The 22977-nt window shown below is 65.0% G+C and carries 21 protein-coding genes; 12 read left to right on the plus strand and 9 right to left on the minus strand.

Going from position 1 to position 22977, the window contains the following annotated elements; translation table 11 throughout:
- The 5 genes from JWR89_RS02080 to JWR89_RS02100 all read right to left on the minus strand — a co-directional run.
- The coding region (locus JWR89_RS02080; RefSeq protein ID WP_299711181.1) for a 2Fe-2S iron-sulfur cluster-binding protein at nt 1–277 on the minus strand (277 nt) is incomplete at its 3' end.
- Nucleotides 274–1992, minus strand: coding sequence for an FAD-binding protein (locus JWR89_RS02085; protein ID WP_299711182.1), 1719 nt, complete (start codon nt 1990–1992; stop codon nt 274–276). The genes JWR89_RS02080 and JWR89_RS02085, both read right to left, overlap by 4 nt.
- Before the next feature lie 183 nt (nt 1993–2175).
- On the minus strand, nt 2176–3342 hold the full coding sequence (locus tag JWR89_RS02090) for a M20 family metallopeptidase (protein WP_299711185.1): 1167 nt from the start codon (nt 3340–3342) through the stop codon (nt 2176–2178).
- 220 nt (nt 3343–3562) lie between these two features.
- Nucleotides 3563–5140 (minus strand): GMC family oxidoreductase N-terminal domain-containing protein, encoded by a 1578-nt coding sequence (locus JWR89_RS02095; RefSeq protein ID WP_299711188.1) that lies wholly within the window; start codon nt 5138–5140, stop codon nt 3563–3565.
- Between the two features lie 4 nt (nt 5141–5144).
- Nucleotides 5145–6707 (minus strand): ABC transporter substrate-binding protein, encoded by a 1563-nt coding sequence (locus JWR89_RS02100; protein ID WP_299711190.1) that lies wholly within the window; start codon nt 6705–6707, stop codon nt 5145–5147.
- A 364-nt stretch (nt 6708–7071) separates the two neighbouring features.
- Here JWR89_RS02100 and ytfQ point away from each other — a divergent pair, with 364 nt between their 5' ends.
- The 11 genes from ytfQ (at nt 7072) to mmsB (ending at nt 19395) form a co-directional block, all read left to right on the plus strand.
- Complete coding sequence (ytfQ, locus tag JWR89_RS02105) at nt 7072–8028, plus strand: galactofuranose ABC transporter, galactofuranose-binding protein YtfQ (protein WP_299711234.1); 957 nt, start codon at nt 7072–7074, stop codon at nt 8026–8028.
- A 12-nt stretch (nt 8029–8040) separates the two neighbouring features.
- Nucleotides 8041–9549, plus strand: coding sequence for a sugar ABC transporter ATP-binding protein (locus JWR89_RS02110; protein WP_299711193.1), 1509 nt, complete (start codon nt 8041–8043; stop codon nt 9547–9549).
- Nucleotides 9550–9562: 13 nt separating this feature from the next.
- Nucleotides 9563–10546: an ABC transporter permease gene (locus JWR89_RS02115; protein WP_299711196.1), complete on the plus strand. Its 984-nt coding sequence runs from the start codon at nt 9563–9565 to the stop codon at nt 10544–10546.
- Nucleotides 10543–11526 (plus strand): galactofuranose ABC transporter, permease protein YjfF, encoded by a 984-nt coding sequence (gene yjfF / locus JWR89_RS02120; RefSeq protein ID WP_299711198.1) that lies wholly within the window; start codon nt 10543–10545, stop codon nt 11524–11526. The genes JWR89_RS02115 and yjfF overlap by 4 nt, the downstream gene beginning before the upstream one ends.
- Nucleotides 11523–12320, plus strand: coding sequence for a FadR/GntR family transcriptional regulator (locus tag JWR89_RS02125; protein ID WP_299711201.1), 798 nt, complete (start codon nt 11523–11525; stop codon nt 12318–12320). Before yjfF ends, JWR89_RS02125 begins: the two co-directional genes overlap by 4 nt.
- Nucleotides 12317–13243 (plus strand): Gfo/Idh/MocA family oxidoreductase, encoded by a 927-nt coding sequence (locus tag JWR89_RS02130; RefSeq protein ID WP_299711203.1) that lies wholly within the window; start codon nt 12317–12319, stop codon nt 13241–13243. The genes JWR89_RS02125 and JWR89_RS02130 overlap by 4 nt, the downstream gene beginning before the upstream one ends.
- A gap of 2 nt (nt 13244–13245) precedes the next feature.
- Complete coding sequence (locus JWR89_RS02135) at nt 13246–14313, plus strand: aldose epimerase family protein (protein WP_299711206.1); 1068 nt, start codon at nt 13246–13248, stop codon at nt 14311–14313.
- A gap of 9 nt (nt 14314–14322) precedes the next feature.
- A complete protein-coding gene (locus JWR89_RS02140; protein ID WP_299711209.1) occupies nt 14323–15243 on the plus strand; it encodes an SMP-30/gluconolactonase/LRE family protein in 921 nt (306 codons plus the stop codon).
- Between the two features lie 160 nt (nt 15244–15403).
- Nucleotides 15404–16468 (plus strand): multiple monosaccharide ABC transporter substrate-binding protein, encoded by a 1065-nt coding sequence (gene chvE / locus JWR89_RS02145; protein WP_299711212.1) that lies wholly within the window; start codon nt 15404–15406, stop codon nt 16466–16468.
- A 204-nt stretch (nt 16469–16672) separates the two neighbouring features.
- Complete coding sequence (mmsA, locus tag JWR89_RS02150; RefSeq protein WP_299711214.1) at nt 16673–18208, plus strand: multiple monosaccharide ABC transporter ATP-binding protein; 1536 nt, start codon at nt 16673–16675, stop codon at nt 18206–18208.
- The gene (mmsB, locus tag JWR89_RS02155) at nt 18205–19395 is read left to right on the plus strand and encodes a multiple monosaccharide ABC transporter permease (RefSeq protein WP_299711217.1); all 1191 of its coding nucleotides are present in this window, start codon (nt 18205–18207) and stop codon (nt 19393–19395) included. Before mmsA ends, mmsB begins: the two co-directional genes overlap by 4 nt.
- A gap of 57 nt (nt 19396–19452) precedes the next feature.
- Here the strand turns inward: mmsB and JWR89_RS02160 are convergent, their stop codons facing one another.
- Genes JWR89_RS02160 through JWR89_RS02170 form a run of 3 tightly spaced genes read right to left on the minus strand, consistent with a single transcriptional unit; the run spans nt 19453 to nt 21535 of the window.
- Nucleotides 19453–19953 carry a hypothetical protein gene (locus JWR89_RS02160; RefSeq protein WP_299711220.1) on the minus strand — a complete coding sequence of 167 codons (501 nt, stop codon included), beginning with the start codon at nt 19951–19953 and terminating at the stop codon, nt 19453–19455.
- A gap of 53 nt (nt 19954–20006) precedes the next feature.
- Nucleotides 20007–21218 (minus strand): patatin-like phospholipase family protein, encoded by a 1212-nt coding sequence (locus tag JWR89_RS02165; RefSeq protein ID WP_299711223.1) that lies wholly within the window; start codon nt 21216–21218, stop codon nt 20007–20009.
- A 26-nt stretch (nt 21219–21244) separates the two neighbouring features.
- Entirely contained in the window at nt 21245–21535 is a 291-nt protein-coding gene (locus JWR89_RS02170; RefSeq protein ID WP_299711226.1) for a hypothetical protein, read from the minus strand.
- 100 nt (nt 21536–21635) lie between these two features.
- On the opposite strand from JWR89_RS02170, the gene JWR89_RS02175 reads away from it, so the two are divergent.
- Nucleotides 21636–22250, plus strand: coding sequence for a TetR/AcrR family transcriptional regulator (locus JWR89_RS02175; protein ID WP_299711228.1), 615 nt, complete (start codon nt 21636–21638; stop codon nt 22248–22250).
- 90 nt (nt 22251–22340) lie between these two features.
- Here the strand turns inward: JWR89_RS02175 and JWR89_RS02180 are convergent.
- The coding region (locus JWR89_RS02180; protein WP_299711231.1) for a zinc-binding dehydrogenase at nt 22341–22977 on the minus strand (637 nt) is incomplete at its 5' end.

The raw sequence follows: 22977 nt of genomic DNA on the forward strand, positions 1-22977 counted from the left end.
TCAGCGCCTTCTTCGGCAATGGCGCCAGCGTCGTGGTGCCCTCTTTCAGGCGCACGGTGCAGGCGTAGTCGACCTTGCCGTCGATCAGCATCATGCATTCCTTGCAGGCATTGGCATTGATGCAGGAGAACCGGAATGCCAGCGACGGATCGAGGCCGCGGCGCACCGCGCGCAGGCCATCGAGCACGGACTGGCCGTGCTCGAACCCGACGTCGAAGGTCTCGACGCGCGGCGTTTCGCCAAGCGCGCCGCGCTGGATCGTAAGCGTCGCCTTCATGAAGCGGCCTTTCCGGTTGTCGGCTCGACTTTTCGCAAACTGATGCCGCCATCGGCGAGTGTGACGATCTGGTTGACGCGCCAGGCCGCGTCATCGAGGCCGAGGTGATCGTCGCGCTGATGCGCGCCGCGACTCTCGGTGCGCGCCAGCGCCGGCACCGCCACGGACTGCGCCACCTGCAGCATATTTCGCAGGTCGAGCCAGTCCACCAGCACGGGATCGAAAGCGGTGGCCGACGAGATCGGGGTATCGCCGATATCGGCTTTCAGCTGCGCAATCGAGGCAATGGCCGAACGCAACTTCGCGTCGGTGCGGAACGGGCCAACGTCATCGGCCATGACAGCCTGCAGCTTCACCACCATCGCAGCCGGGTTCGGCGCATCGCGCTTCGAAGCGCTACGCAACAGATCGAGGGCAGGACGCGCGGCGCCGGGCGACCACGCCGCCGTCGCGGCCTTGGCGCGCAGCGCCGCCTCGCGCCCCGCCCGCGCGCCGAACACGAAGGCTTCGGTGATGGCGTTGCCCGACAGCCGGTTGGCGCCGTTGGCGCCGCCGACCGCCTCGCCGCAGGCATACAGCCCGGGCACGCCGGTCTGCATCCTGTCGTCCACGCGGATGCCGCCCATGTGGTAGTGCGCGATCGGGGCGACCTCGACGGCACGCTGCGCGAGATCAATGCCGTTCTCCAGCAGGCGGTCTACCACCGGCCCGAAGGCAGCGCGGATGTCGGCTTCGGGGACGTGCCGGAAGCTGAGATAGGCGCCGCCGGCGGGACTGCCGCGGCCGGCCTCGACTTCCTTGGTGATCGCGTAGGTGGCGAGGTCGCGGGTCAGCACATAGGTGCCATCAGAGCGGCCGTCGCGGGCGGCGTAGTCGTCCTCGAATTCGCGCATCTCGGCATTCAGCAATTTGCCGCCGAGCTTGTAGCGGAACGGGTCCCACATGATCGGGTCCATGCCGACGAGGCGCGGCGCCAGATGGCCGATCGGGAAGAACTGCACAAACTCCATGTCGATCAACTCGGCGCCGGCGCGCAGCGCCAGCGCATAGCCGTCGCCACCCATGTTGGACGAAGCGCTGTTGCGGCGGTACAGGCCGGTGAGGCCGCCGGTGGCGATGATCACCGCCCTGGCGGCGATGGTGACCGCCTGCCCGGTGGTCAGATGCCACGCGGTGGCGCCGCAGGCCTCGTTGTCACGCACGGCGATATCGACGATGACGAGATCGCCGATGCGACGGATGCCGCTGGCATTGTTGAGTTGCGTGCGCAGGGTTTTCGATACCGCGGGGCCAGTGGAGAGAAAATCCACATAGGCGCAGCGCGGCCGGTCGTGGCCAGGGGCCTGCGCCTGCTTGATATGGCCGTCCTCGCGCGCCCAGCCGACCTTCCACGCATCCATCTCGCGCAGCCGGTGCGGCCCGTCTTCGCACAGCAAGGCGGCGAGGCGCTCGTCGCACAGTCCGCGGCCCGCGTTCAGCGTGTCGGCGAGGTGGTGCTCCCAATGGTCGGGCGTCTGCTCGCCCAGAGCGGCGGCCACCGTCATCTGCGCCATCACGGTGGCGCCGCCGCGGCCGATCAGGCTGCGGTCGGCGAGGATCACCGACGCGCCACCGCGCGCGGCTTCCAGCGCGGCATACATCCCGGCGCCGCCGGCGCCGATGACGAGCACGTCGGTTTCGAGATGGGTGGCGTCAGTAAGTTCTGATGAAGGCATGCGGGGTCCTGTGTGACTTCAATGCCCGAAATGAAGGCGCGTTCCCCGGACGCGGTGTACTGCGCTGCCGCAGGCAGCGTGGTGCGCCGCTGATCCGGGCCCCGGTTTTTTGCAGAAGAAACCGGGATCCCGGATCTGCGAAGCGGCACAAGAGTGCCGCATCGCGTCCGGGAAACGAGGCCATCAAACCGACTTCACGTCCGTCCGCAAGATCGCCAGCGCGAGCGCCGTGGCGCGCGGGACGATGCTGTCGAGGTCGAGCCATTCCTGCGCCGTGTGCGCGTTGCCACCGACCGGGCCGAGGCCGCACAGGGTCGGCGTTCCCACGCTGGCGGTGAAGCCGGAATCCGCGCAGCCGCCGGCGAATTCGCCGTCCAGCTTCGGCAGGCCGGCGTCGGCGGCCGCGCCGCGATAGGCGTCGAACAGGGTCTTGGAGGATTCGCTCTGCACCAGCGGCAAAAATTCGCCGCTGATGTGCAGCTTGGCAGTCGTGCCGGGCACCGTGGAGGTCGCGATGATGCTTTCGATCGCGGCCAGCGTGGTGCCGCGGTCGGCCGGATCGATGTAGCGCATGTCGATCTGGCCCTCGGCATGCGGCGCGGTGGTGTTGACCGACTGGCCGCCAGCAATCAGACCGACATTCAGCGTGATGCCCTTCGCCATGTTGGTCAGCGCATGGATCTGCACGATCTTGTGCGCGAGCTCGCCGATCGCGCTGATGCCGTCGCCAAAGTTGTTGCCGGAATGCGCGGCCTTGCCAAAGATCTCGAAGCGCATGAACACGCCGCCCTTGCGGCTGGTGGTGATGTTGCCCGTGGGGCGCCCCGGCTCGGAATTGTACACCGCGCGCGCGGCGCGGCCCTCGCGCTCGATCACCGGGCGCGACGACGGCGAGCCTATCTCCTCGTCCGAGGTAATCAGCACCTTGATCGGGCACGGCGCGGTGCCGAACTTCTTGAACGCCGCGGCGACGAACACGTTGATCACCAGACCGGCCTTCATGTCGGCAACGCCGGGGCCGTGCGCCTTGCTGCCTTCGATGGTGAAGGGCCGGCGCGCCACCTCGCCTTTCGGAAATACGGTATCGCGGTGGCCCATCAACAGCACTGGCTTCTCGTTGCTGCCGGGCTTGGTCACCGAAGCATGCAGCGCATCGCCGAACACATCATGCGGCTCGCGGGAGAATTCGATGCCGTGCTCGGCAAAGTGCTGCTCGAACCGCGCGGCCACCGCATCGACGCCGGGCTTGTCGTAGGAGCCGGAGTCGATGTTCACGACATCGCGCAACAGGTCGATCATCGGCTGCTTTTGCAACGCGAGCCATTCGGTGATCTGGGATTCGGTGGACATGGGATTTCCTTTGAAACTTTTACTCTGACTCATCGGTAGCGCTTCCCTCGCCCCGCACTTGCGGGGAGAGGGTGGCTCGAACACGCGAGGCGGGTTCGAGACGGGTGAGGGGCTCTTGCGGGTGAAACACCGGCTCCCCCTCACCCAGAGCCTCGCTGACGCGAGGCTCCGACCTTTCCCCGCGTAAGAGCGGGGAGAGGTAAAGAACACAGGGTTTCGGCTACACCGCCATCGCCGGCTCGGCCTTCGCCGTCGCCTGCTTCATCATCCTGGCGATGTACTCGCCTATCACCACCGTGGTGAGATGGGTGTTGGCACGACAATCCGACGGCATGATGGAGGCGTCCGCCACGCGCAGGCCCCTCATGCCCTTCACGGTGCCATCCGGATTGACCACGCCGTTCGCGTCATTGAAGCCGCTCATGCGGCAGCTACCGGCGGCGTGCTGGATGTCGCCGGTGTCGCGGCGCAGGATCGCCTCGAGCTCCGATGTCGGCAAGGCCGCGGCCTGCGGCAGCGTCAGTTCGGTGTCGATCAGGCGGATCCACTCGGCCTTGTCGGCCAGCGCCGGCTGGGTGGTGAGCACCGCGAGGCGCTTCACCGCATCGACCATGCGCAGCATATCGCGCGGGTCCGCCAGCATGTTCTCCTCGACGATCGGATCGATCGAGGCGTCGGTCGAAGCCAGCTTCAGCGTGCCGCGCGAATAGGCGTTGAATAGGCCGGCGCCGATCGCAGCGGGGACGCCGATGCCGCGGTGGTTGAAGGCGATCAGGATCATGTCGCGCTTGCCGCCGTTGGCGAGACCCGACGAATAGGTCACGCAGCAGTTGGTGTGGCGTGTATCCGGGTCGGTGGCGCGCAGTTCTTCCTTGAGCTGCACGGTGGCGCGGAACAGCGGATGGTCGAAGAAGTGGCGGCCGACCGGCAGGTCCTTCTCGACTTTGAGGCCTATCGCCTTCAGCTCGTCGGCGGGGCCGATGCCGGAGCGCAGCAGGATCGCCGGACTATGGATCGCGCCGGCGCACAATACGATTTCGCGCGCGCTGATGACGGAGGTGCCCTGCCCGTCGATATGCACGATTACGCCGGTGGCCTGGCCGTCCTTGAGGACCAGGCGGTCGACCAGCGCATGACCGCGGATCTCCAAATTGGCGCGGCCGCGCGCCGGCTCCAGATAGGCTTCGTTGGTGGTGATGCGCCGGCTATCGATGCTGTTGATCGGATAGCAGGCGGCGCCCTCGCCGTCGGCGCCGTTGACATCCTCGCACCATGGATAGCCCGAGGCCAACGCGGCGTCGCGCAGGCCGCTATCGACCGGACCCCACTTCTGCGGCGGCGCGCGGTAGATCGGCAGCGGCCCGCCCTTGCCATGGCCGGGGGTATTGCCGAACTCGAAGTCATCCTCGATCACCGAGAACAGCGGCATCACCTCTTTCGCCGACCAGCCGGTGGCGCCATTGGCCGCCCATTCGTCGAACGCGGCGGCGACGCCGCGGATCGCGATCTGGCCGTTCATCATCGAGGAGCCGCCGAGCCCCTTGCCGCGCCAGTAGAAGCGCGCGTCCTGCCCCGCCACCCGGCGCGTCAGGAGATTCGGCCACTGCCACTTCTCCTGGTATTCGCGGTTGTGGATGATCGGAATCGGATTGGGTGTGCGAACCTCCCAGGGCGCCTCATCGGCGCGCCAGTCGAGACCGGCTTCCAGCAGCAGCACGCGCTTGCCGGAATCCTCGGAGAGCCGGGCAGCGACCGCGGCGCCGGCAGAGCCGCCGCCGACAACAATGACATCATACATCGGATTACTTCTCGATATTCCAGAAGATCGGGATAGCGGACGGGATCAGTCCGCGGAGCGTAGCACGGTAGGCGGCGGGCTGGGCGAACTGGCCCCACGGAATCGCCGGCGCCTGATCGTACATCACGGCCTGGATCTCCGCAGCGATCTTCTTGCGATCGGCTTCTTCCGGCGCCTTGCCGAAGGCCTCCAGCAGCGGTGTGAGGCGCGAGTCGCACTGCCAGCCGGTGAAGTCGACGCAGTTGAACGCCACCATCACATTGGTCAGCGGCGAACCGAGATCGAAACCGCCGGCGTGAACGCCGTAGACGCTCCAGCCATCCTTCTTGGTGCGGCGCGCCAGCACGGAAGCCCAGTCCATCACCTGCAGGTCGACATTGAAGCCGGCCGTCTTCAACTTGTCGGCGAGCACCTGCGCGGAAACGCGCGGCGCCTCGAGATCGTTGGCCTGCATCACGATGACGGGCTCGCCGGCATATTTGGTCAGCTTCAGCGCCGCCTTGGCGGCCTCGACAGATGGCTTGGCCGCCGCTTCGCTGCCGGCCTTGGTGTCATAGGTGGTACCGCAGGTGAAGAACGAAGCGCAGGGCTGCGCGTACTTGGCGTCAAGGCCGAGCCCGTCTAGCACTTCGCTCTGGTCCACCAACTTCCACAGCACGCGGCGGATCGCCGGATCGTCGAACGGCTTCGCCGCAGCGTTGAGGCGGTAGGCGCCGGCGAACTGGTTGCCGCCAGTGAAATTGACGATCTTGACCTTGCTGTTCTTCTCGAGCAGCGGCAGCAGATCGAACGGCGCATACTGCATGAAGTCGATTTCACCGGTCTGCAGGGCGGAAGCGGCGGTGGAACCGTCGGGTATGACACGGATTTCCAGCGTATCGACATTGACGCGCTTGCCGCCGGCGAGGAAATCCGCGGGCTCGGAACGCGGCACGTAATCGGCGAACTTCTTCAGGATCATGCGATCGCCGGTGCGGTGATCGGCCTTGCTGTAAACGAACGGACCGGAGCCGACGATGTCGGTGATGCGCTGGTCGCCGGGGGTCTTGGCAATGCGCTCCGGCATCATGAAGGCGACCGGGCTGACCGGATTGCCGAGCGCGTCGATCACCAGGCCGGACGGCTCCTTCAGCGTCAGCACGAAGGTCTTGGCGTCGGACGGCTCCAGCGAGGCCGTGACGGCGAAGATGCGGCGGCCGAGCGCGTTGCGGCCGCCCCAGCGGCGCAGCGAGGCGACGCAGTCGGCGGCGGTGACCGGCGCGCCGTCGTGCCACTTCAATCCATCGCGCAGCGTGAAGGTGTAGGTCAGGCCGTCCGGCGAGACCTTATAGTCCTGCACCATCTGCGGCTTGACCTCGCCTTTGGAATCCTTCGCGAACAGGGTGTCGAACACCATGTAGCCGAAGGTGCGCGAGATGTAGGCGGTGGAGAAATGCGGATCGAGGGTAACGATTTCCGCCTCCAGCACCGCGACCAGATTGCTGGCGGCATGGGCCGGCGTCATGGCCGGTACCGCAACGACCGCAAGCGAAAACAGCGCGGGGATGAAAGCCTTCAATCTAGACATGGGACCCTTTGAGGTTCGTGAGAAACGATCTGATAAAAACGACGGTCGCGGCGGACGCAGACGCCATCAGAAGCAATCCCCGTGCCGCATGCGATGAAGCAGTCATGTCGCTGAGGCTGCCTGCCGCGCGTTTGCAGCGACCGCTTGCGACATCGCGGCGTTCACCGGCAGGTTGGAAGCCGGTCACCACCAGACACCGGCTTTGCTACGGCTGCGCCATGCCAGTTAAGATTTTTTGGGCGAGATCATGGCCATATAGTCAAATAATATGACTAGTCAGCACAATTCTACCGTGCAATAAATTCTCCCGCATCGAGACGCTCGCAGAAGCGTCGGCACATATGGGAGAACGCTCATGATTCGCATGACCCTCACCGGCCTGCTCGCCACCGCTCTGGCCGGCTTTGCCTGCCAGGTCTCCGCCGCCCAGCTCACCATCGGATTTTCCCAGATCGGCTCGGAATCCGGCTGGCGCGCGGCGGAGACTTCGGTTTCCAAATCCGAAGCCAAGAAGCGCAACGTCAACTTCAAGATCGCCGACGCGCAGCAAAAGCAGGAAAACCAGATCAAGGCGATCCGGTCCTTCATCGCGCAAAAGGTCGATGCCATTTTCCTGGCGCCGGTGGTGTCCACCGGATGGGATGCGGTGCTGAAGGAAGCGCAAGCCGCCAAAATTCCGGTCGTGCTGCTCGATCGCGACATCGATCCGTCCGGCAAGGAGCTGTATCTCACCGCGGTGACCTCCGACAGCGTGCATGAGGGCGAGGTCGCCGGCGACTGGCTGGCCAAGACCGTCGGCAGCAAGGCCTGCAACGTGGTCGAACTGCAGGGCACGGTGGGCGCCAGCGTCGCCGCCAACCGCAAGAAAGGTTTTGATACGGCCGTCGCCAAGCACGCCAATCTCAAGGTGGTGCGCAGCCAGACCGGCGACTTCACCCGCGCCAAGGGCAAAGAAGTGATGGAAAGCTTCATCAAGGCCGAAGGCGGCGGCAAGAACATCTGCGCGGTCTATGCCCACAATGACGACATGATGGTCGGCGCGATCCAGGCCATGAAGGAAGCCGGCCTGAAGCCGGGCAAGGACATCCTCACCGTTTCGATCGATGCGGTGCCGGATATCTTCAAGGCGATCGCTGCCGGCGAGGCCAATGCCACCGTCGAGCTGACGCCGGACATGGCGGGACCGGCGTTCGATGCCATCATCGCCTGGAAGGACAAGGGCACCGTGCCGCCGAAGTGGATTCAGACCGAGTCGAAACTCTACACGGCGGCCGACAACCCGCAGAAGATTTACGACAGCAAGAAGGGCCTGGGCTACTAGGCCCGGGTGGCGGTGACGCCCCTTCTTGAAACGCGCGGGCTGACCAAGAGCTTCGCCGGCGTCTGCGTGCTCGACCATGTCGATTTCACGCTGCGCGCCGGCGAGATTCACGCGTTGCTCGGCGAAAACGGCGCCGGGAAATCGACGCTGATCAAGCTGGTCACCGGCGTGGTGTCGCGCGACGCCGGCACGGTGCTGCTCGACGGCGCCGCGGTCGATCTGCGTTCCGCCGATGCCGCGTTGAGCGCCGGCGTTGCGACCGTCTATCAAGAGGTCAACATGCTGCCGAACCTCTCGGTGGCGCAGAACCTGTTTCTCGGCCGGCAGCCGACACGATTCGGCTTCGTCCGCGAAAGCGAGATGCGCCGCCGCGCGACCGTATTGCTGAACGAGTTCGGGCTCGACATCGATGTCGCGGCACCACTCGGCGACTATTCCGTCGCGGTGCAACAGATCACCGCCATCGCGCGCGCCGTGGACATGTCGGCCCGCGTGCTGATCCTCGACGAGCCCACCGCCAGCCTCGACAAGCACGAGGTCGAAATCCTGTTTGCAGCGATGCGGCAGCTCGCAGGCCGCGGCATCGGCATCGTGTTCGTGACCCACTTCCTCGACCAGGTCTATGCGATCAGCGACCGCATCACGGTGCTGCGCAACGGCCGACTGGTCGGCGAGCGCGAGACCGCAAAGCTGCCGCGGATGGAGCTGGTGCACATGATGCTCGGCCGCGAACTCAGCGAGGTCACGGTCGCGCGAAGCCATCACGTCGCCGGCATGGCGCATCCGCCCTACGCGGTGTTCCGGCAATTCGGCAAGGCCGGCACGATCGCGCCGTTCGATCTGGAGCTGCGCAGCGGAGAAGTCGTCGGCCTCGCCGGCCTGCTCGGCTCCGGTCGCACCGAGACCGCGCGGCTGGTGTTCGGCGCCGATCGCGCCGACGTGGGAACCGCGACTGTCGATGGCCGGGCCGCCCGGCTGCATTCGCCGCGCGACGCCGTGCAACTCGGCTTCGGCTACTGCCCGGAAGAGCGCAAGACTGACGGCATCGTCGCGGAGTTGACGGTGCGCGAAAACATCGTGTTGGCGCTGCAGGCGCGACGCGGGTTGTTGAAGCCGCTGTCGCGCCGCGAGCAGGACGAGATCGCGACGCGCTTCATCAAGTTGCTCGACATCCGCCCGGCCGATCCGGAACGCCCGATCGGCCTGCTGTCCGGCGGCAACCAGCAGAAGGCGCTGTTGGCGCGCTGGCTGGCGATTTCGCCGCGGCTGCTGATCTTGGACGAACCAACCCGCGGCATCGACGTCGGTGCCCACGCCGAGATCATCCGGCTGATCCGCCAGCTCTGCGCCGACGGTCTGGCGCTACTGGTGATCTCCTCGGAGCTGGAGGAGATCGTCACCTATGCCGACCAGGTCATCGTGCTGCGCGAACGCGCCCACGTTACCGCCTTGACCAGTGACGCCATCAACGTGACGTCGATCCTCGCAGCGATCGCGGCCGACCTGCCGCGTGCAGCGTAAGGGAACATGGAAGATGGCGCTTCGTTTGCCGCGTTCCGGCGTTCCGCAAGTCCTGGCATTTCTGGCGATCCTGGCCATCAACTGGACAGTGTCGCCGCAGTTCTTCGATATCAGGCTGCAGGACGGACGGCTGTTCGGCAGCCTGATCGACGTCTTCAACCGCGGGGCGCCGGTGGCGTTGCTGTCGCTCGGGATGGTGCTGGTGATCGCGACCCGCGGCATCGATCTCTCGGTCGGCGCGGTGATGGCGATCTCCGGCGCCATCGCGGCAAGCCTCGCCGACACGCATCCGTTGCCGGTGGTGCTGGCCGCGGCGCTCGGCGCCGGCCTGCTGTGCGGCCTGTGGAACGGGCTGCTGGTGGCCGTTCTCGGCATCCAGCCGATCGTCGCCACGCTGATCCTGATGGTCGCCGGCCGAGGCATCGCGCAGCTCATCACCGAAGGCCGCATCGTCACCTTTACCGCGCCGGAGCTGGTGTGGTTCGGCGGCGGCTCCGTGCTTGGCATTCCCGCGCCGGTCGCGATCACGCTCGGCATGCTGCTCGTCACGCTCATACTGGTGCGCGGCACGGCGCTCGGACTGATGATTGAAGCCACCGGCGGCAATGCCCGCGCCAGCGCGCTGGCCGGCGTCGGCACGACAGCCATGACCATGGCCGTCTATGTCTGGTGCAGTCTGTGCGCGGCCTTGGCGGGCATCATTGCCGCCGCAGATATCCTCGGCGCCGATGCCAACAATGCCGGCCTGTGGCTCGAGCTCGATGCCATCCTGGCGGTGGTGATCGGAGGCACCTCGCTGTTCGGCGGGCGCTTCAGCCTGGTGTATGCGGTGCTCGGCGCGCTGATCATCCAGGCCATGAACACCGGCATCCTGCTGTCCGGCTTCCGGCCGGAATTCAACCTGGTGGTCAAGGCGGTGGTGGTGCTGGTCGTGCTGCTGATGCAATCGCCGCGTCTGTCCGGTCTCGGCCTGCTGCTGTCGAGGGTTTCGAAATGAACCGGCTGTTTCCCGTCCTGGTCACTACCGCGGTCTTCCTGATCGGCTTCGTGGTGTGTTCACTGCAATTCCCAAACTTCGCCTCGACGCGCGTGGTCGCCGACCTGCTCACCGACAACGCCTTTCTCGGCATTGTCGCCACCGGCATGACGTTTGTGATCATTTCCGGCGGTATCGACTTGTCGGTCGGCGCGGTGATCGGATTCACCACCGTGTTCCTGGCGCTCGCCATCCAGCAGCTCGGCATTTCGCCCTGGCTGGCCTTTGCCGCGATCCTGATCGTCTGCGCTGCATTCGGCGCGGCGATGGGCGCCGTGATTCAATATTTCGACTTGCCGCCGTTCATTGTCACCCTTGCCGGCATGTTCCTGGCCAGAGGCGCCAGTTTCCTGATGTCCACCGAGTCGATCCCGATCAATGCGCCGCTGTATTCGGAGCTTCCCGACTACGCCATCAAGCTGCCCGGCGACGGGCAACTCACGGTGATCGCCATGATCATGCTCGCGGTGTTCGCGTTCGGCATCGTGCTGCTGCACTTCACCCGGTTCGGCGCCAATGTCTATGCGCTCGGCGGCAGCCGCGTGACGGCGGCGCTGATGGGCGTCCGGATCGGGCGGGTGACCATTCTGATCTACACGCTGTCCAGCGTGCTCGCCGGGCTGTCGGGTATCGTGTTTTCCTTCTACACCTCGGCCGGCTACTCGCTGTCGGCGGTCGGCGTGGAGCTCGATACCATCGCCGCGGTGGTGATCGGCGGTACGCTGCTGGCCGGCGGCTACGGCTTCGTGTTCGGCACCTTCGTCGGCGTGCTGATCCAGGGCTTGATCCAGAGCTACATCAATTTCGACGGCACGTTGTCGAGCTGGTGGACCAAGATCGCGACCGGCATCTTGCTGTTTGCCTTCATCGTGCTCCAGCAGGCGATGGTCGGCTTCGCCCGGCGTCGGAGCCGGCGCGCCGTGGGAGTGACGCTGTCGTGAGCCCTCAACTGGTCAGTATCCCGACGCGGCGCGCGCATTCGAACTATGCCGAGGTTGCCCGCAGCATCGGCATCGACATCATCTCCGGCCGATACGCCGAAGGCACCCGGCTGCCCGGCGATGCCGAGCTGATCCTGAGGTTCGCCGTCTCGCGCCCGGTACTGCGCGAAAGCGTCAAGACGCTGGTGGCGAAGGGGTTGCTCACCACCAAGGCGCGGGTCGGTACCGTCGTGCGCGAGCGCGCCGCCTGGAACATGTTCGACAGCGACGTGCTGGCCTGGCACCTCGACGCCGGCATCAACCAGCGCTTCCTGCGCGATCTCGCCGATATCCGGCTGGCGGTCGAGCCGCGCGCCGCCGCCCTGGCCGCCGCGCGGCGTTCCGACGCCGAAATCGCCGAACTGCACCGCAGCATGGCGTCCATGCACGCGGCGCCGTCTGACTCCACAGGCTTCGCCGACGGCGACCTCAGCCTGCACATCACGGTGGCCAATGCCTCCGGCAATCCGTTCATGCGCTCGATCGGCGGGGTGATCGAGGCGGCGCTGCGCGCCTCGTTCCTGCTCAGCGCACCCGTGGAGGAAGCGGAGCGCGCCATCGTCCTCGCTTCGCACCAGCGGATTGTCGATGCCATCGAGAACAAGGACGCGAAGACGGCGGCCGCCATGATGACCAAGGTGATCCTGAACGGCCTGCGTCGCCACGGCGCGGCGGGTGAGGGTGAGGGTGAGGTTGAAAGCGTGGTGGGTAGCCCAATGAAAAACAATAGATCAGGCAAGGGGCCGCAGTCATGAACCCGATCCGGATCGGCATTGTCGGCCTCGGCAAGATCGCGCGGGACCAACACGTACCGGCTATCGCGGCCACGTCCGGCATTGAGCTCACGGCGATCGCCAGCCGCAACGCGACGCTCGACGGCGTTCGTCATTTCGCGACGCTCGACGAGCTGCTGGCGCAGGCGCCGGAGATCGATGCGGTGGCGCTGTGCACGCCGCCGCAGGTACGCCGCGCGCAGGCGGCTGCGGCACTGGCGGCCGGCCGCCATGTGCTGCTGGAAAAGCCGCCCGGCGCGACGGTCGCGGAGCTGGCGCCGCTGATCGCCGCGGCGGAGGAGACGGGCAAGACATTGTTTGCAAGCTGGCATTCCCGCTTCGCGCCAGCGGTCGAGCCAGCGCGGGCGTTCCTTGCCAACCGCGAGCTGCGCTCGGTGCAGATCATATGGAAGGAGGATGTCCGGGTCTGGCATCCCGGCCAGCGCTGGATCTTCGAGCCGGGCGGGCTCGGCGTGTTCGATCCCGGCATCAACGCGCTGTCGATCCTGACCCGCATCCTGCCGCGGCCGTTTTTCCTCACCGAGGCCGAACTCGCATTCCCGGAAAACCGCGCGGCGCCGATCGCGGCGAAGCTGGATTTCGCCGACACGGATGGCGCGCCGATCCATGCCGACTTCGATTTCCTGCAGACCGGAGACCAGACCTGGGAGATCCGCGTCGAGACGGGCGACGGCTGGCTGACGCTGTCATCCGGCGGCGCCAGACTGAGCTTTGCCGGCGTCGCGATCGTCGACGAGAAGCCGGCGGAATATCCCGGGCTCTATGCCCACTTCGTCGATCTGATCCGGCGCGGCGCGTCGGATGTCGATCTTACGCCGCTGGTCCATGTGGCGGATGCCTTCATGCTGGGCCGGCGTATCGTCGTTGCCCCGTTCGAGGAATGACCATGACAACTGCCATCACCCGCGACGTTTTCGGTCACCTGCCCGACGGCACCGCCGTGGAGCGCGTGCGGCTCCGCACCGCCGAGGGTTTCGAAGCGCACGTCATCACCTACGGCGCCGCGCTGCAGACGCTGCTGGTGCCGGACCGCGGCGGTGAGGTCGCCGACGTGGTGCTCGGCTTCGACGACCTCGCCGGCTACACCGTGCCGCGGCGCTATTACGGCATGACCATCGGCCGCTACGCCAACCGCATCGCCGGCGCGGGCTTTGAACTGGACGGCGTGCGCGTCACGCTTGCCACCAACGAGGCGCCGAACGCGCTGCACGGCGGCGTCGAGGGTTTCAGCCGCAAGGTCTGGACCATCGTCGGCACCGAGGATGGTCCGGCTCCCGCGGTGACGCTGGCGATGCACAGCCCGGACGGCGATGAAGGTTATCCCGGCGCCCTCGACGTTCGGGTCACCTACCGCATCTCCGCGCCGGGCGAACTCACCCTCGACTATTCCGCCAGCAGTTCCAGGCTGACCGTGGTCAGCCTGACCAATCACAGCTTCTTCAATCTCGACGGCGCGGCGAGCGGACGCGATATCCTCAGCCACCGCCTGAGCATTGCCGCCGACGCTTTCCTCGCAATCGACGAAAGCAGGATCCCGTTGCCGGGATCGCCGCGTGACGTCACGGACACCCCGTTCGATTTCCGCGACGCAAATGACATCGGCGCCCGCATTCACGATGCCGACGAGCAGTTGCAGCTCGGCCGCGGGTACGATCACAATTTTTGCCTGCCCCCGGCCGAGGGCCTGCGCTTCGCCGCCCGCGTCGAGGCGCCAGATTCCGGCCGGGTCATGGAATTGCACACCAACCAGCCCGGCCTGCAATTCTACTCCGGCAACTATCTCGACGGCTCCGTGACCGGGAAATACGGCCGCCTGCATCGCCAGTTCGATGCGCTGTGCCTGGAGCCGCAGAACTGGCCCGACGCGCCGAACCGTCCGGATTTCCCTTCGGCACAGCTCGAGCCCGGCAAAACCTATCGCAACCGCACGCTCTACCGGTTTTCGACAACCTGAAAGACCGCCATGCGCGATTTCAGCAACAGCCGGATCGAACCGCAGCTCGAAATCGTCCCGACGGCGATCCTGTCCGCGCATCGCTGTCATCTCGGCGAAGGCGCGAACTACGACTCGGCCTCCGACACCGCCTGGTGGTTCGATATCCTGGATCGCCGGCTGTTCGAGGCACACCTTGGCAGCGGCGCCATCACCACGCACGCGCTGCCGGCGATGGCCAGTGCGCTTGCTTTCATCGATCACGGCCATCAACTCCTGTCCGCGGAGAACGGGCTCTACATCCGCGATCTTGCCAACGGCAAACTGACATTGCACACGCCGATCGAGGCCGACAATCCCGCGACCCGCTCCAATGATGCCCGGGCGCATCCCTGTGGCACGTTCTGGACCAGCACCATGGGGCGCAAGGCCGAACAGGGCGCCGGGGCGATCTATGCCTTGCACCGGGGTGAACTAACGCAACTGTTCGCCGGTCTCAGCATCCCGAATGCGATCTGCTTCGCACCCGATGGCGCCACCGGCTATTTCACCGATACGCGAGACAATGTCCTACTCCGCGTCGCGCTCGATCCCGCCACCGGCCTTCCGGATGGTGCACCTGTCGCGCTCTATGTACATCGCGGCGAAGGCGGCCTCGACGGCGCTGTGGTGGACGCGGAGGGGCTGATCTGGTGCGCGCGCTGGGGCGGCGGCTGCGTCGATGCCTATTCGCCCGCCGGCGACCGGGTGCGGACCCTGCGGGTGCCGGCCCGGCAGCCGAGTTGCCCGGCGTTCGTCGGCGCCGACTTTCGGCAAATGCTCGTGACATCCGCCTATCAGGGAGTGGATGAAGCCGCGCGCAGCGCCGATCCGGAACACGGCCGCACCTTTCTGCTTGATATCGGAACGCAGGGGCGGCCGGAACCGCGCGTCAAGATCGGGACGGCGTGATGCACATACTAGTACTTTCTCGAACTACAGGGACTTATCGAGATCGATCCGCTATGCTGAAGATCTCCGGGCGAACCAACAGGCGCGCGGCTGCGCGTGAAATCGATCCGCACAAGCGGTCAATGACGTTCAACGACGTCCAACGTGATGGGAGTGGAACATGAATTTTCTCAGGACGACTCTGTCTGCCGTGGCCCTTGCCGCCTTCGCATTCGCCGGTTCGGCAGTTGCGCAGAACAAACCCACCGTCGGCGTGGCGATGCCGACGAAAGCCTCGGCGCGCTGGATCGCCGATGGCGACAACATGGTGAAGGTGCTGAAGGAGCGCGGCTACGGCACCGATCTGCAATATGCCGAGGACGACATTCCGAACCAGCTGTCCCAGATCGAGAACATGGTGACCAAGGGCGCCAAGGTACTGGTGATCGCCTCGATCGACGGCACCACGCTGTCCGATGTGCTCGCCCAGGCCAAGGCCAAGGGAATCACCATCATCGCCTACGACCGGCTGATCCGCGACACGCCGAATGTCGATTACTACGCAACCTTCGACAACTTCCAGGTCGGCGTGCTGCAGGCGCAGTCGATCGAGACCGCGCTGAAGCTGAAAGAAGGCAAAGGCCCGTTCAACATCGAACTGTTCGGCGGCTCGCCCGACGACAACAACGCCTACTTCTTCTATGACGGCGCCATGTCGGTGCTAAAACCCTATATCGACAGCGGCAAGCTGGTGGTGGCCAGCGGCCAGACCGGCATGAACAAGGTCTCGACCTTGCGCTGGGACGGCGCCACCGCCCAGGCGCGGATGGATAACCTGCTGAGCGCTTTCTACACCAACAAGAAGCTTTCGGCCGTGCTGTCGCCCTATGACGGCCTGTCGATTGGCATCCTGTCGTCGCTGAAGGGCGTTGGCTATGGCAGCGGCGACATGCCGATGCCGATCGTCACCGGCCAGGACGCCGAGGTGGCGTCGATCAAGTCGATGCTGCGCGGCGAACAGTATTCCACCATCTTCAAGGACACCCGCGACCTCGCCAAGGTTACCGCCGACATGGTGGACGCCACGCTGAGCGGCAAGACAGTCGAGGTCAACGACACCAAGACCTACAACAACGGCCGCAAGATCGTGCCGTCCTATCTGCTCAAGCCGGTGGCCGTGGACAAGAGCAACTGGGAAAAACTGCTGCTCGACAGCGGCTACTACAAGAAAGCGCAGTTTAATTGATATCTGCTCGAAGAACGGCGGTCGTGGACGTCACGCGAGGCCGTCGAGAACCAGTCGTAGGGTGGGCAAAGGCGCCCTTGCGCCGTGCCCACCGCAGCAGCTTACGAAGGAAGAGGTGGGCACGCTTCTCCGCGCTCCGCGCGGCGATGCTTTGCCCACCCTCCTTCCATAGAGCTTGAGTAAGACGTTCCCCGGAGCCCACCGATGAATGCCATTCTGGAAATGCGCGGCATCTCAAAATCCTTCACCGGGGTGAAGGCGCTGAGCGACGTCAGCTTCACCGTCGAGCCCGGCGAAATTCATGCGCTGGTCGGCGAGAATGGCGCCGGCAAATCGACCTTGATGGAGGTGCTGAGCGGGGTCTACCCGCACGGCAGCTACGAGGGCGCCATCGTATTCGACGGCGAGGAGCGGCGTTTTCGCGACATCACCGATTCCGAGGCGCTCGGCATCATCATCATCCATCAGGAACTGGCGCTGATTCCGCTGTTGTCGATCGCGGAGAACATCTTCATCGCCAATCCGCCGTCCCGCTTCGGCGTGATCGACCGCGACGCCGTCGATCGCCGGGCGCGCGAATTGCTCGTCACCGTCGGGCTCGACGAGGCGCCGGATACGCTGATTACCGATCTCGGGGTCGGCAAGCAGCAACTGGTGGAGATCGCCAAGGCGCTGTCCAAGAAGGTGCGCCTGCTGATCCTCGACGAGCCGACCGCCAGCCTCAACGAAACCGACAGCGCGGCGCTGCTCGACCTGCTGGTCGCGTTTCGCGCCCAGGGCCTGTCGGCGATCCTGATCTCGCACAAGCTGAACGAAGTCGCCCGCGTCGCCGACCGCATCACCGTACTGCGCGACGGCCGCACCGTCGATACGCTGGACTGCCACGCCGGCCCGGTGGAGGAAGACCGCATCATCCGCAAAATGGTGGATCGCGATCTCGCCCATCGCTACCCGCAGCGCGAACCGAAGGTCGGCGAGCCGGTGTTCGCCGTGCAGAACTGGTCAGTGTACCATCCGCTGCATGCCGACCGCCAGGTGATCAAGAACGTCGATTTTCACGTCAAGCGCGGCGAGATCGTCGGCATCGCCGGACTGATGGGCGCCGGCCGCACCGAATTCGCCATGAGCATTTTTGGCGGATCGTGGGGCCGGAGCATCACCGGCCACGCCACGCTGCACGGAAAGAAGATCGACGTCTCCACCGTGGGCCGCACCATCGATGCCGGCCTCGCTTATGTCACCGAGGACCGCAAGCAGTTCGGCCTGCTGCTGGCCTCCGACGTGCGCAAGAACATCACGCTGGCCAATCTCGACGGCGTCGCCAGCAACCGCATCATCGACGATGTCAGCGAGCTCAAGGTCGCCAACGACTATCGCAGCCGGATGCGAATCCGTTGTAACGACGTCTATCAGGAAGCGGGAAAGCTGTCCGGCGGCAACCAGCAGAAGGTGATGCTGTCGAAGTGGCTATTCACCGATCCGCAAGTGCTCATCCTGGACGAGCCGACCCGCGGCATCGATGTCGGCGCCAAATACGAAATCTACTGCATCATCAACGAACTCGCCGACGCCGGCAAAAGCGTCATCGTGATCTCGTCGGAAATGCCGGAGCTACTCGGCATCTGCGACCGCATCTGCGTGATGAACGAGGGCGCCTTCGTCGGTGAATTCACGGCGACCGAGGCGACGCAGGAAAAGATCATGCGCGCCATCATGCGCAAGGGAGACAAGACCCCATGAGCGACAAGACCGTAGCGGCCCCGGAGCCGCGCAAGCACGCCGGCTTCCTCAAGAACAATCTGCGCGAATACGGCATGCTGCTGTCGCTGTTCGCGATCATGCTGTTCTTCCAGGTGGGCACCGAGGGCACGCTGCTGCGCCCGCTCAACCTCACCAACCTGGTGCTGCAGAACAGCTACATCGTCATCATGGCGCTGGGCATGCTGCTGGTGATCGTCACCGGTCATATCGATCTGTCGGTCGGCTCGGTGGCGGGCTTTGTCGGCGCGGTAGCGGCGGTGCTGATGGTGCGCTACGGCGTGCATTTCATTCCGGCGACCATCATCTGCCTGGCCCTGGGCGGGCTGATCGGCGCGGCGCAGGGCTATTGGGTCGCCTATTTCAAGATACCCTCCTTCATTGTCACGCTGGCCGGCATGCTGGTGTTCAAGGGGCTGGCGCTGGCGATCCTGCAGGGGCAGTCAGTCGGCCCGTTCGCGCCGACGTTCCAGAAGCTGTCCTCGGGCTTCATCCCCGAACTGTTTCCCGACGCCGGCGTGCTGTACCCGACGTCGCTGCTGATCGGCGCGGCGCTCGCCGCCGCATTGGTGGCGATGAACATGAAAGCCCGGGCGCGACAGCAGAGCCATGGCATGGAGGCCGAACCGTATGGATTCTTCGTGTTCAAGAACGCGCTGCTGTTCGCCGCGATCGTCTATTTCACCTATCTGATCGCCTCGCATCGCGGCCTGCCGAACGTGCTGGTGATCATGATGGCGCTGATCGGAATCTATGCGTTCATCACCACCCGCACCACCGTGGGCCGGCAGATCTACGCCGTCGGCGGCAACGCCAAGGCCGCCAAACTGTCCGGCATCAAGACGGAGCGCTTGACGTTTTTCACCTTCGTCAACATGGGCGTGCTCGCGGCGCTCGCTGGCCTGGTATTCGCAGCAAGGCTGAACACCGCCACGCCAAAAGCCGGCCTCGGCTTCGAGCTCGACGTCATCGCCGCCTGTTTCATCGGCGGCGCCTCGGCCTATGGCGGAATCGGCCGCGTCGGCGGCGCGGTGATCGGCGCGCTGATCATGGGGGTGATGAACAACGGCATGTCGATCCTCGGCATCGGGATCGATTACCAGCAGGTGATCAAGGGCCTGGTGCTGCTCGGCGCGGTCTGCCTCGACGTCTACAACCAGAAACGCTGAACTGTCGCGCCGGGCCGTAAGCACATCACAAGGCCGAAAGCATGATCTGACGACCGGTCAAATCCGGCTCATGCTGATGTTGACGTTGCGGATCTCACTTTCCGACGTGATCGAGAACGACTGCCGATCACCCCGTGTCGAAACCGACAGGCTGGCGGAGAAGCCGGGCGCATCGACGACGGCCGAGATGGATCCGCCCTGCTCGCGCCCTGCGAGGCTCCCGGTGATTCCACGGCTGGTCTCGCTCCACGAGCCCGCGATGGTGCCCTGCCGGCTGACAAGATCGCTGCTCAGGTCGAAGCGGTAGCTGTCGCTGGCGCAACGCAGGCTCTGCAGCAGACGGGATTCGCCGCCGCTGACCTGATAGGTCGCCTTGCAGCGCAGCCGCTCTTTCGATCCGTCGGACAGCAAGATCGTTCCCGAGCCCGCCCAGGATCCTGCAAGCCCCGTGAAGGCCGGCGACTGCGCCGACGCCGGAATGGATATCAGGGCGAGCAAGGCCGAGGCCAGCACGAACGCCCGGATTGACGCGAACTCGGCGAATGAAAAATTCTTCATGGATTACTCCTGTTTCGGCGCGTGCGCGCCGGTTGCGAGGTTGGCGTTGAGCGTCAATTGCTGCTGGCGAGGCTTCGGGTATCCGCCGCGCGGGACAGCAGCGGAGCTTCGACATCGTCGGAAGGCGGAGACCTGGACCACAGACGGCCGCCTCGCGCCCTGTCGTAGCCGTATTCGAAAAGCGCACGCATATACGCCGTGTCGAAGCCGGAGCTCGGTGAGGCCGGGCGGTCGCCCTCGATGTAGGTGAGATTGAAGCCGTACTTGTTGCGGCGGGTGAAGGCGTAGGTGCTGTACAGGATCGAGCGGGTCTGGATCTTCGTCACCGTCGATGACGACCGCGCGGCGATCTCGATGGTTGAGTTGCGAACCAACTGGAATTCCCGTTCCACCTTGTTGTTGATCAGGATGTAGAGCTGCAAGTCGCCGGTCCTGCCGATGTTGGCGTCGCGCAGCAGGAAGGCCTCCGGCAACGTCAGGACGGGCGCGGTCACGCCGCCGTCGATGTGCATCTCCTCGAACCGTTTGCCATTCGCCTCGGCGGCAACCATCATCGGCGGGAACACCACGGGCAGGCTCGCCGACGCGGCGACGACGTCCCTGAAAAGGTCCAGCGCCGCTGGCGTGTGGAGTGAGGCAATCCGCCCCATGTCCCAGATTGCGGTGCGCTGAGAATCCAGATTGGTCGTGACGACGTACAACATGCGCCCCTTCGCGTGCTCGGCGGCGACGGCCGCGACGAAGTCGGCATCGATGTACTTTGCGACCAGTTCGCGCAGCCGGGTGTTTCCGAACAGGCCGGCACCGAAGATGGCGTTGAACGGATTGGGCGCATCGAGCAGGGTCTCGGCCACTCCGCTGGTGTAAACCTCCCGCAGGGTCGCGTCATAGCGAGAACCGAGGAACGCGAACGGGGCGATCAGCGCGCCGGTGCTGACGCCTGATACGATCGAGAATGACGGGCGCGTGCCCGCGTCTGTCCAGCCGTTCAGCACGCCGGCGCCGTAAGCGCCGTCCGCGCCGCCGCCCGACAGCGCCAGATAGGTGCGCGGTCCTCGCGCGGCGATCTGATTCTTGTCATTTCGGAACGTGGCGGCGGGCTCGTCGGCGTAACGCCGCAGGTCCGCAAGATCGAGCACGCGCGCCGCGGAGGCATCGGCGACGCCGTATGGCGTCCTGGGAAGCGACGAACAGCCGGCCAGAACAAGACTCACAGCCGAAACGACGAGAAGCGAGACGGACGCCCGACGACGGAGGCGATGCATGACATGTCCGGTTGAGGGAAGAGCGATCATGGGCGCTGGACCGCTCCCTGAGGGCGGCTTTGTGATCCGGCCTGGCTAGACGTTGCGTCCTGTCGGCGGGCCGATTCGAGATAATCGCGATGGATGGCCTGGACGGTCTTCCGTTCGTCGAACTTGACCCGCCAGCTGCTCGGAGATCCACGACCCACGATGACCCCTTCGCGGTCCCCGTACTTGGGATGCCGTTCGCGGCCGAGAGCGCTCATCCGGACGCGGGCACCGCGGAACAACAGTCGGGCTTCGTCGTGCCGTGGTGCAATTTCGAAATCGAATTTCATGCGAGCAATCCAGTGAGTAATCACTCACTAATATTGACTGACCCGAAAGTCAATAGCGCTCTGCTGCGTGATCTGATATTCAGGGAATATGGATGCTGGAATGAAGAAACGAGCCCGCCGAAAGGCGGAACGACCTGCCGAGATTCTCGACGCGGCGTTCGAGGAATTCGTCAAGAACGGCTACGCCGCGACCCGGCTCGAGGATGTCGCCGCCCGCGCGTCGGTGACCAAGGGTACGATCTACTTCTATTTCGAGACCAAGGAGCGCGTGTTTGATGAGATGGTGCGGCACAAGTCGCGCGCGCTGTTTCCCGAGCTTGAAAGCTATGCCCGGAGCCTCGAAGGGCCTTACAAGCAACGCCTTCACGCGCTCATCGTCTTCGTCTACGGAAAGATCGCCGAGGACAGGGCAGCGCGCGAAACGCTCCGCTTCCTGATCGCCGAGGGCTCCCGCTTCCCCGACCTGGTGGACCGGCACTACGACGAATTTGTGGAGCCCGTCATCGACCAGTTCAAGAGTGTAATCGATGGCGGCATTGCCGCAGGCGAATTCCGTGCGTCGCCGGCCACGGCCTTCCCGGAAATCGTCATGAGCCCGGCGCTGCTGTTAAGCCTATGGTCGATGTTGTTCGGCACGCGGAGGCAGATCGACGTCGCGGCCTTCACCGACGCCAGCATCGATCTTTTGATGAAAGGGCTCGGACTTCCGGATTGAAATAGCTGAACCGATGGGCGATACGAGAAAATTCGCGCTCGACCAAACCACAATGCCCGAGAATGTTCTCGTACCGGCGTCTCCCTCGGACTATGCTGTCATCACCACCTTGATGCATCCCTCTTTCTTGTCGCGGAAGGTCTCATAGAGCGACGGCCCATCCTCCAGTTTAGCGCGGTGCGTAATGATGAAGCTGGGATCGATTTGGCCTTCCTCGATTCGTCGCAGCAGGTCGAGCGAGTAGCGGTTGACGTGGGTTTGTCCGGTACGAATCGTCAGCCCCTTGTTCATGGCGGCGCCAAACGGGATCTTGTCCAGAAAGCCGCCATACACGCCGGGCACCGAGACGATGCCGCCCGGCCGGCATGCCATGATCGCCGCGCGCAGCACGTGTGGCCGATCAGTACCAAGCAGCACGGCGGCCTTGGCCTTGTCGATCACGGCGTCGAACGAGGCGGTGGCATGGGACTCGGCACCAACGGCGTCGATACACTTGTCCGGTCCATTGCCGCCCGTCATGTCCTTCAGCTTCTCGAGGATCGTGGCGTCCTCCTCGTCGAAATTGATCGTCTCGGCGCCCGCCATGCGCGCCAGCGCCAACCGCTCCGGCACGTTGTCGATGGCGATCACGCGCGCGGCACCGAGCATCAGCGCGCTCTTGATGCAGAACTGTCCCACCGGACCGCAGCCCCAGATCGCGACCACGTCGGCCGGTTCGATCTCGCAA

This window comes from Tardiphaga sp., assembly GCF_028290785.1.
In the GTDB taxonomy this organism is placed as follows: Bacteria; Pseudomonadota; Alphaproteobacteria; order Rhizobiales; family Xanthobacteraceae; genus Tardiphaga.

Coding starts and splice junctions, on each gene's coding strand:
- JWR89_RS02085 (WP_299711182.1), bottom strand. CDS start 1,992: ATGCCTTCATCAGAACTTACTGACGCCACCCATCTCGAAACCGACGTG.
- JWR89_RS02090 (WP_299711185.1), bottom strand. CDS start 3,342: ATGTCCACCGAATCCCAGATCACCGAATGGCTCGCGTTGCAAAAGCAG.
- JWR89_RS02095 (WP_299711188.1), bottom strand. CDS start 5,140: ATGTATGATGTCATTGTTGTCGGCGGCGGCTCTGCCGGCGCCGCGGTC.
- JWR89_RS02100 (WP_299711190.1), bottom strand. CDS start 6,707: ATGTCTAGATTGAAGGCTTTCATCCCCGCGCTGTTTTCGCTTGCGGTC.
- ytfQ (WP_299711234.1), top strand. CDS start 7,072: ATGACCCTCACCGGCCTGCTCGCCACCGCTCTGGCCGGCTTTGCCTGC.
- JWR89_RS02115 (WP_299711196.1), top strand. CDS start 9,563: ATGGCGCTTCGTTTGCCGCGTTCCGGCGTTCCGCAAGTCCTGGCATTT.
- yjfF (WP_299711198.1), top strand. CDS start 10,543: ATGAACCGGCTGTTTCCCGTCCTGGTCACTACCGCGGTCTTCCTGATC.
- JWR89_RS02130 (WP_299711203.1), top strand. CDS start 12,317: ATGAACCCGATCCGGATCGGCATTGTCGGCCTCGGCAAGATCGCGCGG.
- JWR89_RS02135 (WP_299711206.1), top strand. CDS start 13,246: ATGACAACTGCCATCACCCGCGACGTTTTCGGTCACCTGCCCGACGGC.
- JWR89_RS02140 (WP_299711209.1), top strand. CDS start 14,323: ATGCGCGATTTCAGCAACAGCCGGATCGAACCGCAGCTCGAAATCGTC.
- chvE (WP_299711212.1), top strand. CDS start 15,404: ATGAATTTTCTCAGGACGACTCTGTCTGCCGTGGCCCTTGCCGCCTTC.
- mmsA (WP_299711214.1), top strand. CDS start 16,673: ATGAATGCCATTCTGGAAATGCGCGGCATCTCAAAATCCTTCACCGGG.
- mmsB (WP_299711217.1), top strand. CDS start 18,205: ATGAGCGACAAGACCGTAGCGGCCCCGGAGCCGCGCAAGCACGCCGGC.
- JWR89_RS02160 (WP_299711220.1), bottom strand. CDS start 19,953: ATGAAGAATTTTTCATTCGCCGAGTTCGCGTCAATCCGGGCGTTCGTG.
- JWR89_RS02165 (WP_299711223.1), bottom strand. CDS start 21,218: ATGCATCGCCTCCGTCGTCGGGCGTCCGTCTCGCTTCTCGTCGTTTCG.
- JWR89_RS02170 (WP_299711226.1), bottom strand. CDS start 21,535: ATGAAATTCGATTTCGAAATTGCACCACGGCACGACGAAGCCCGACTG.
- JWR89_RS02175 (WP_299711228.1), top strand. CDS start 21,636: ATGAAGAAACGAGCCCGCCGAAAGGCGGAACGACCTGCCGAGATTCTC.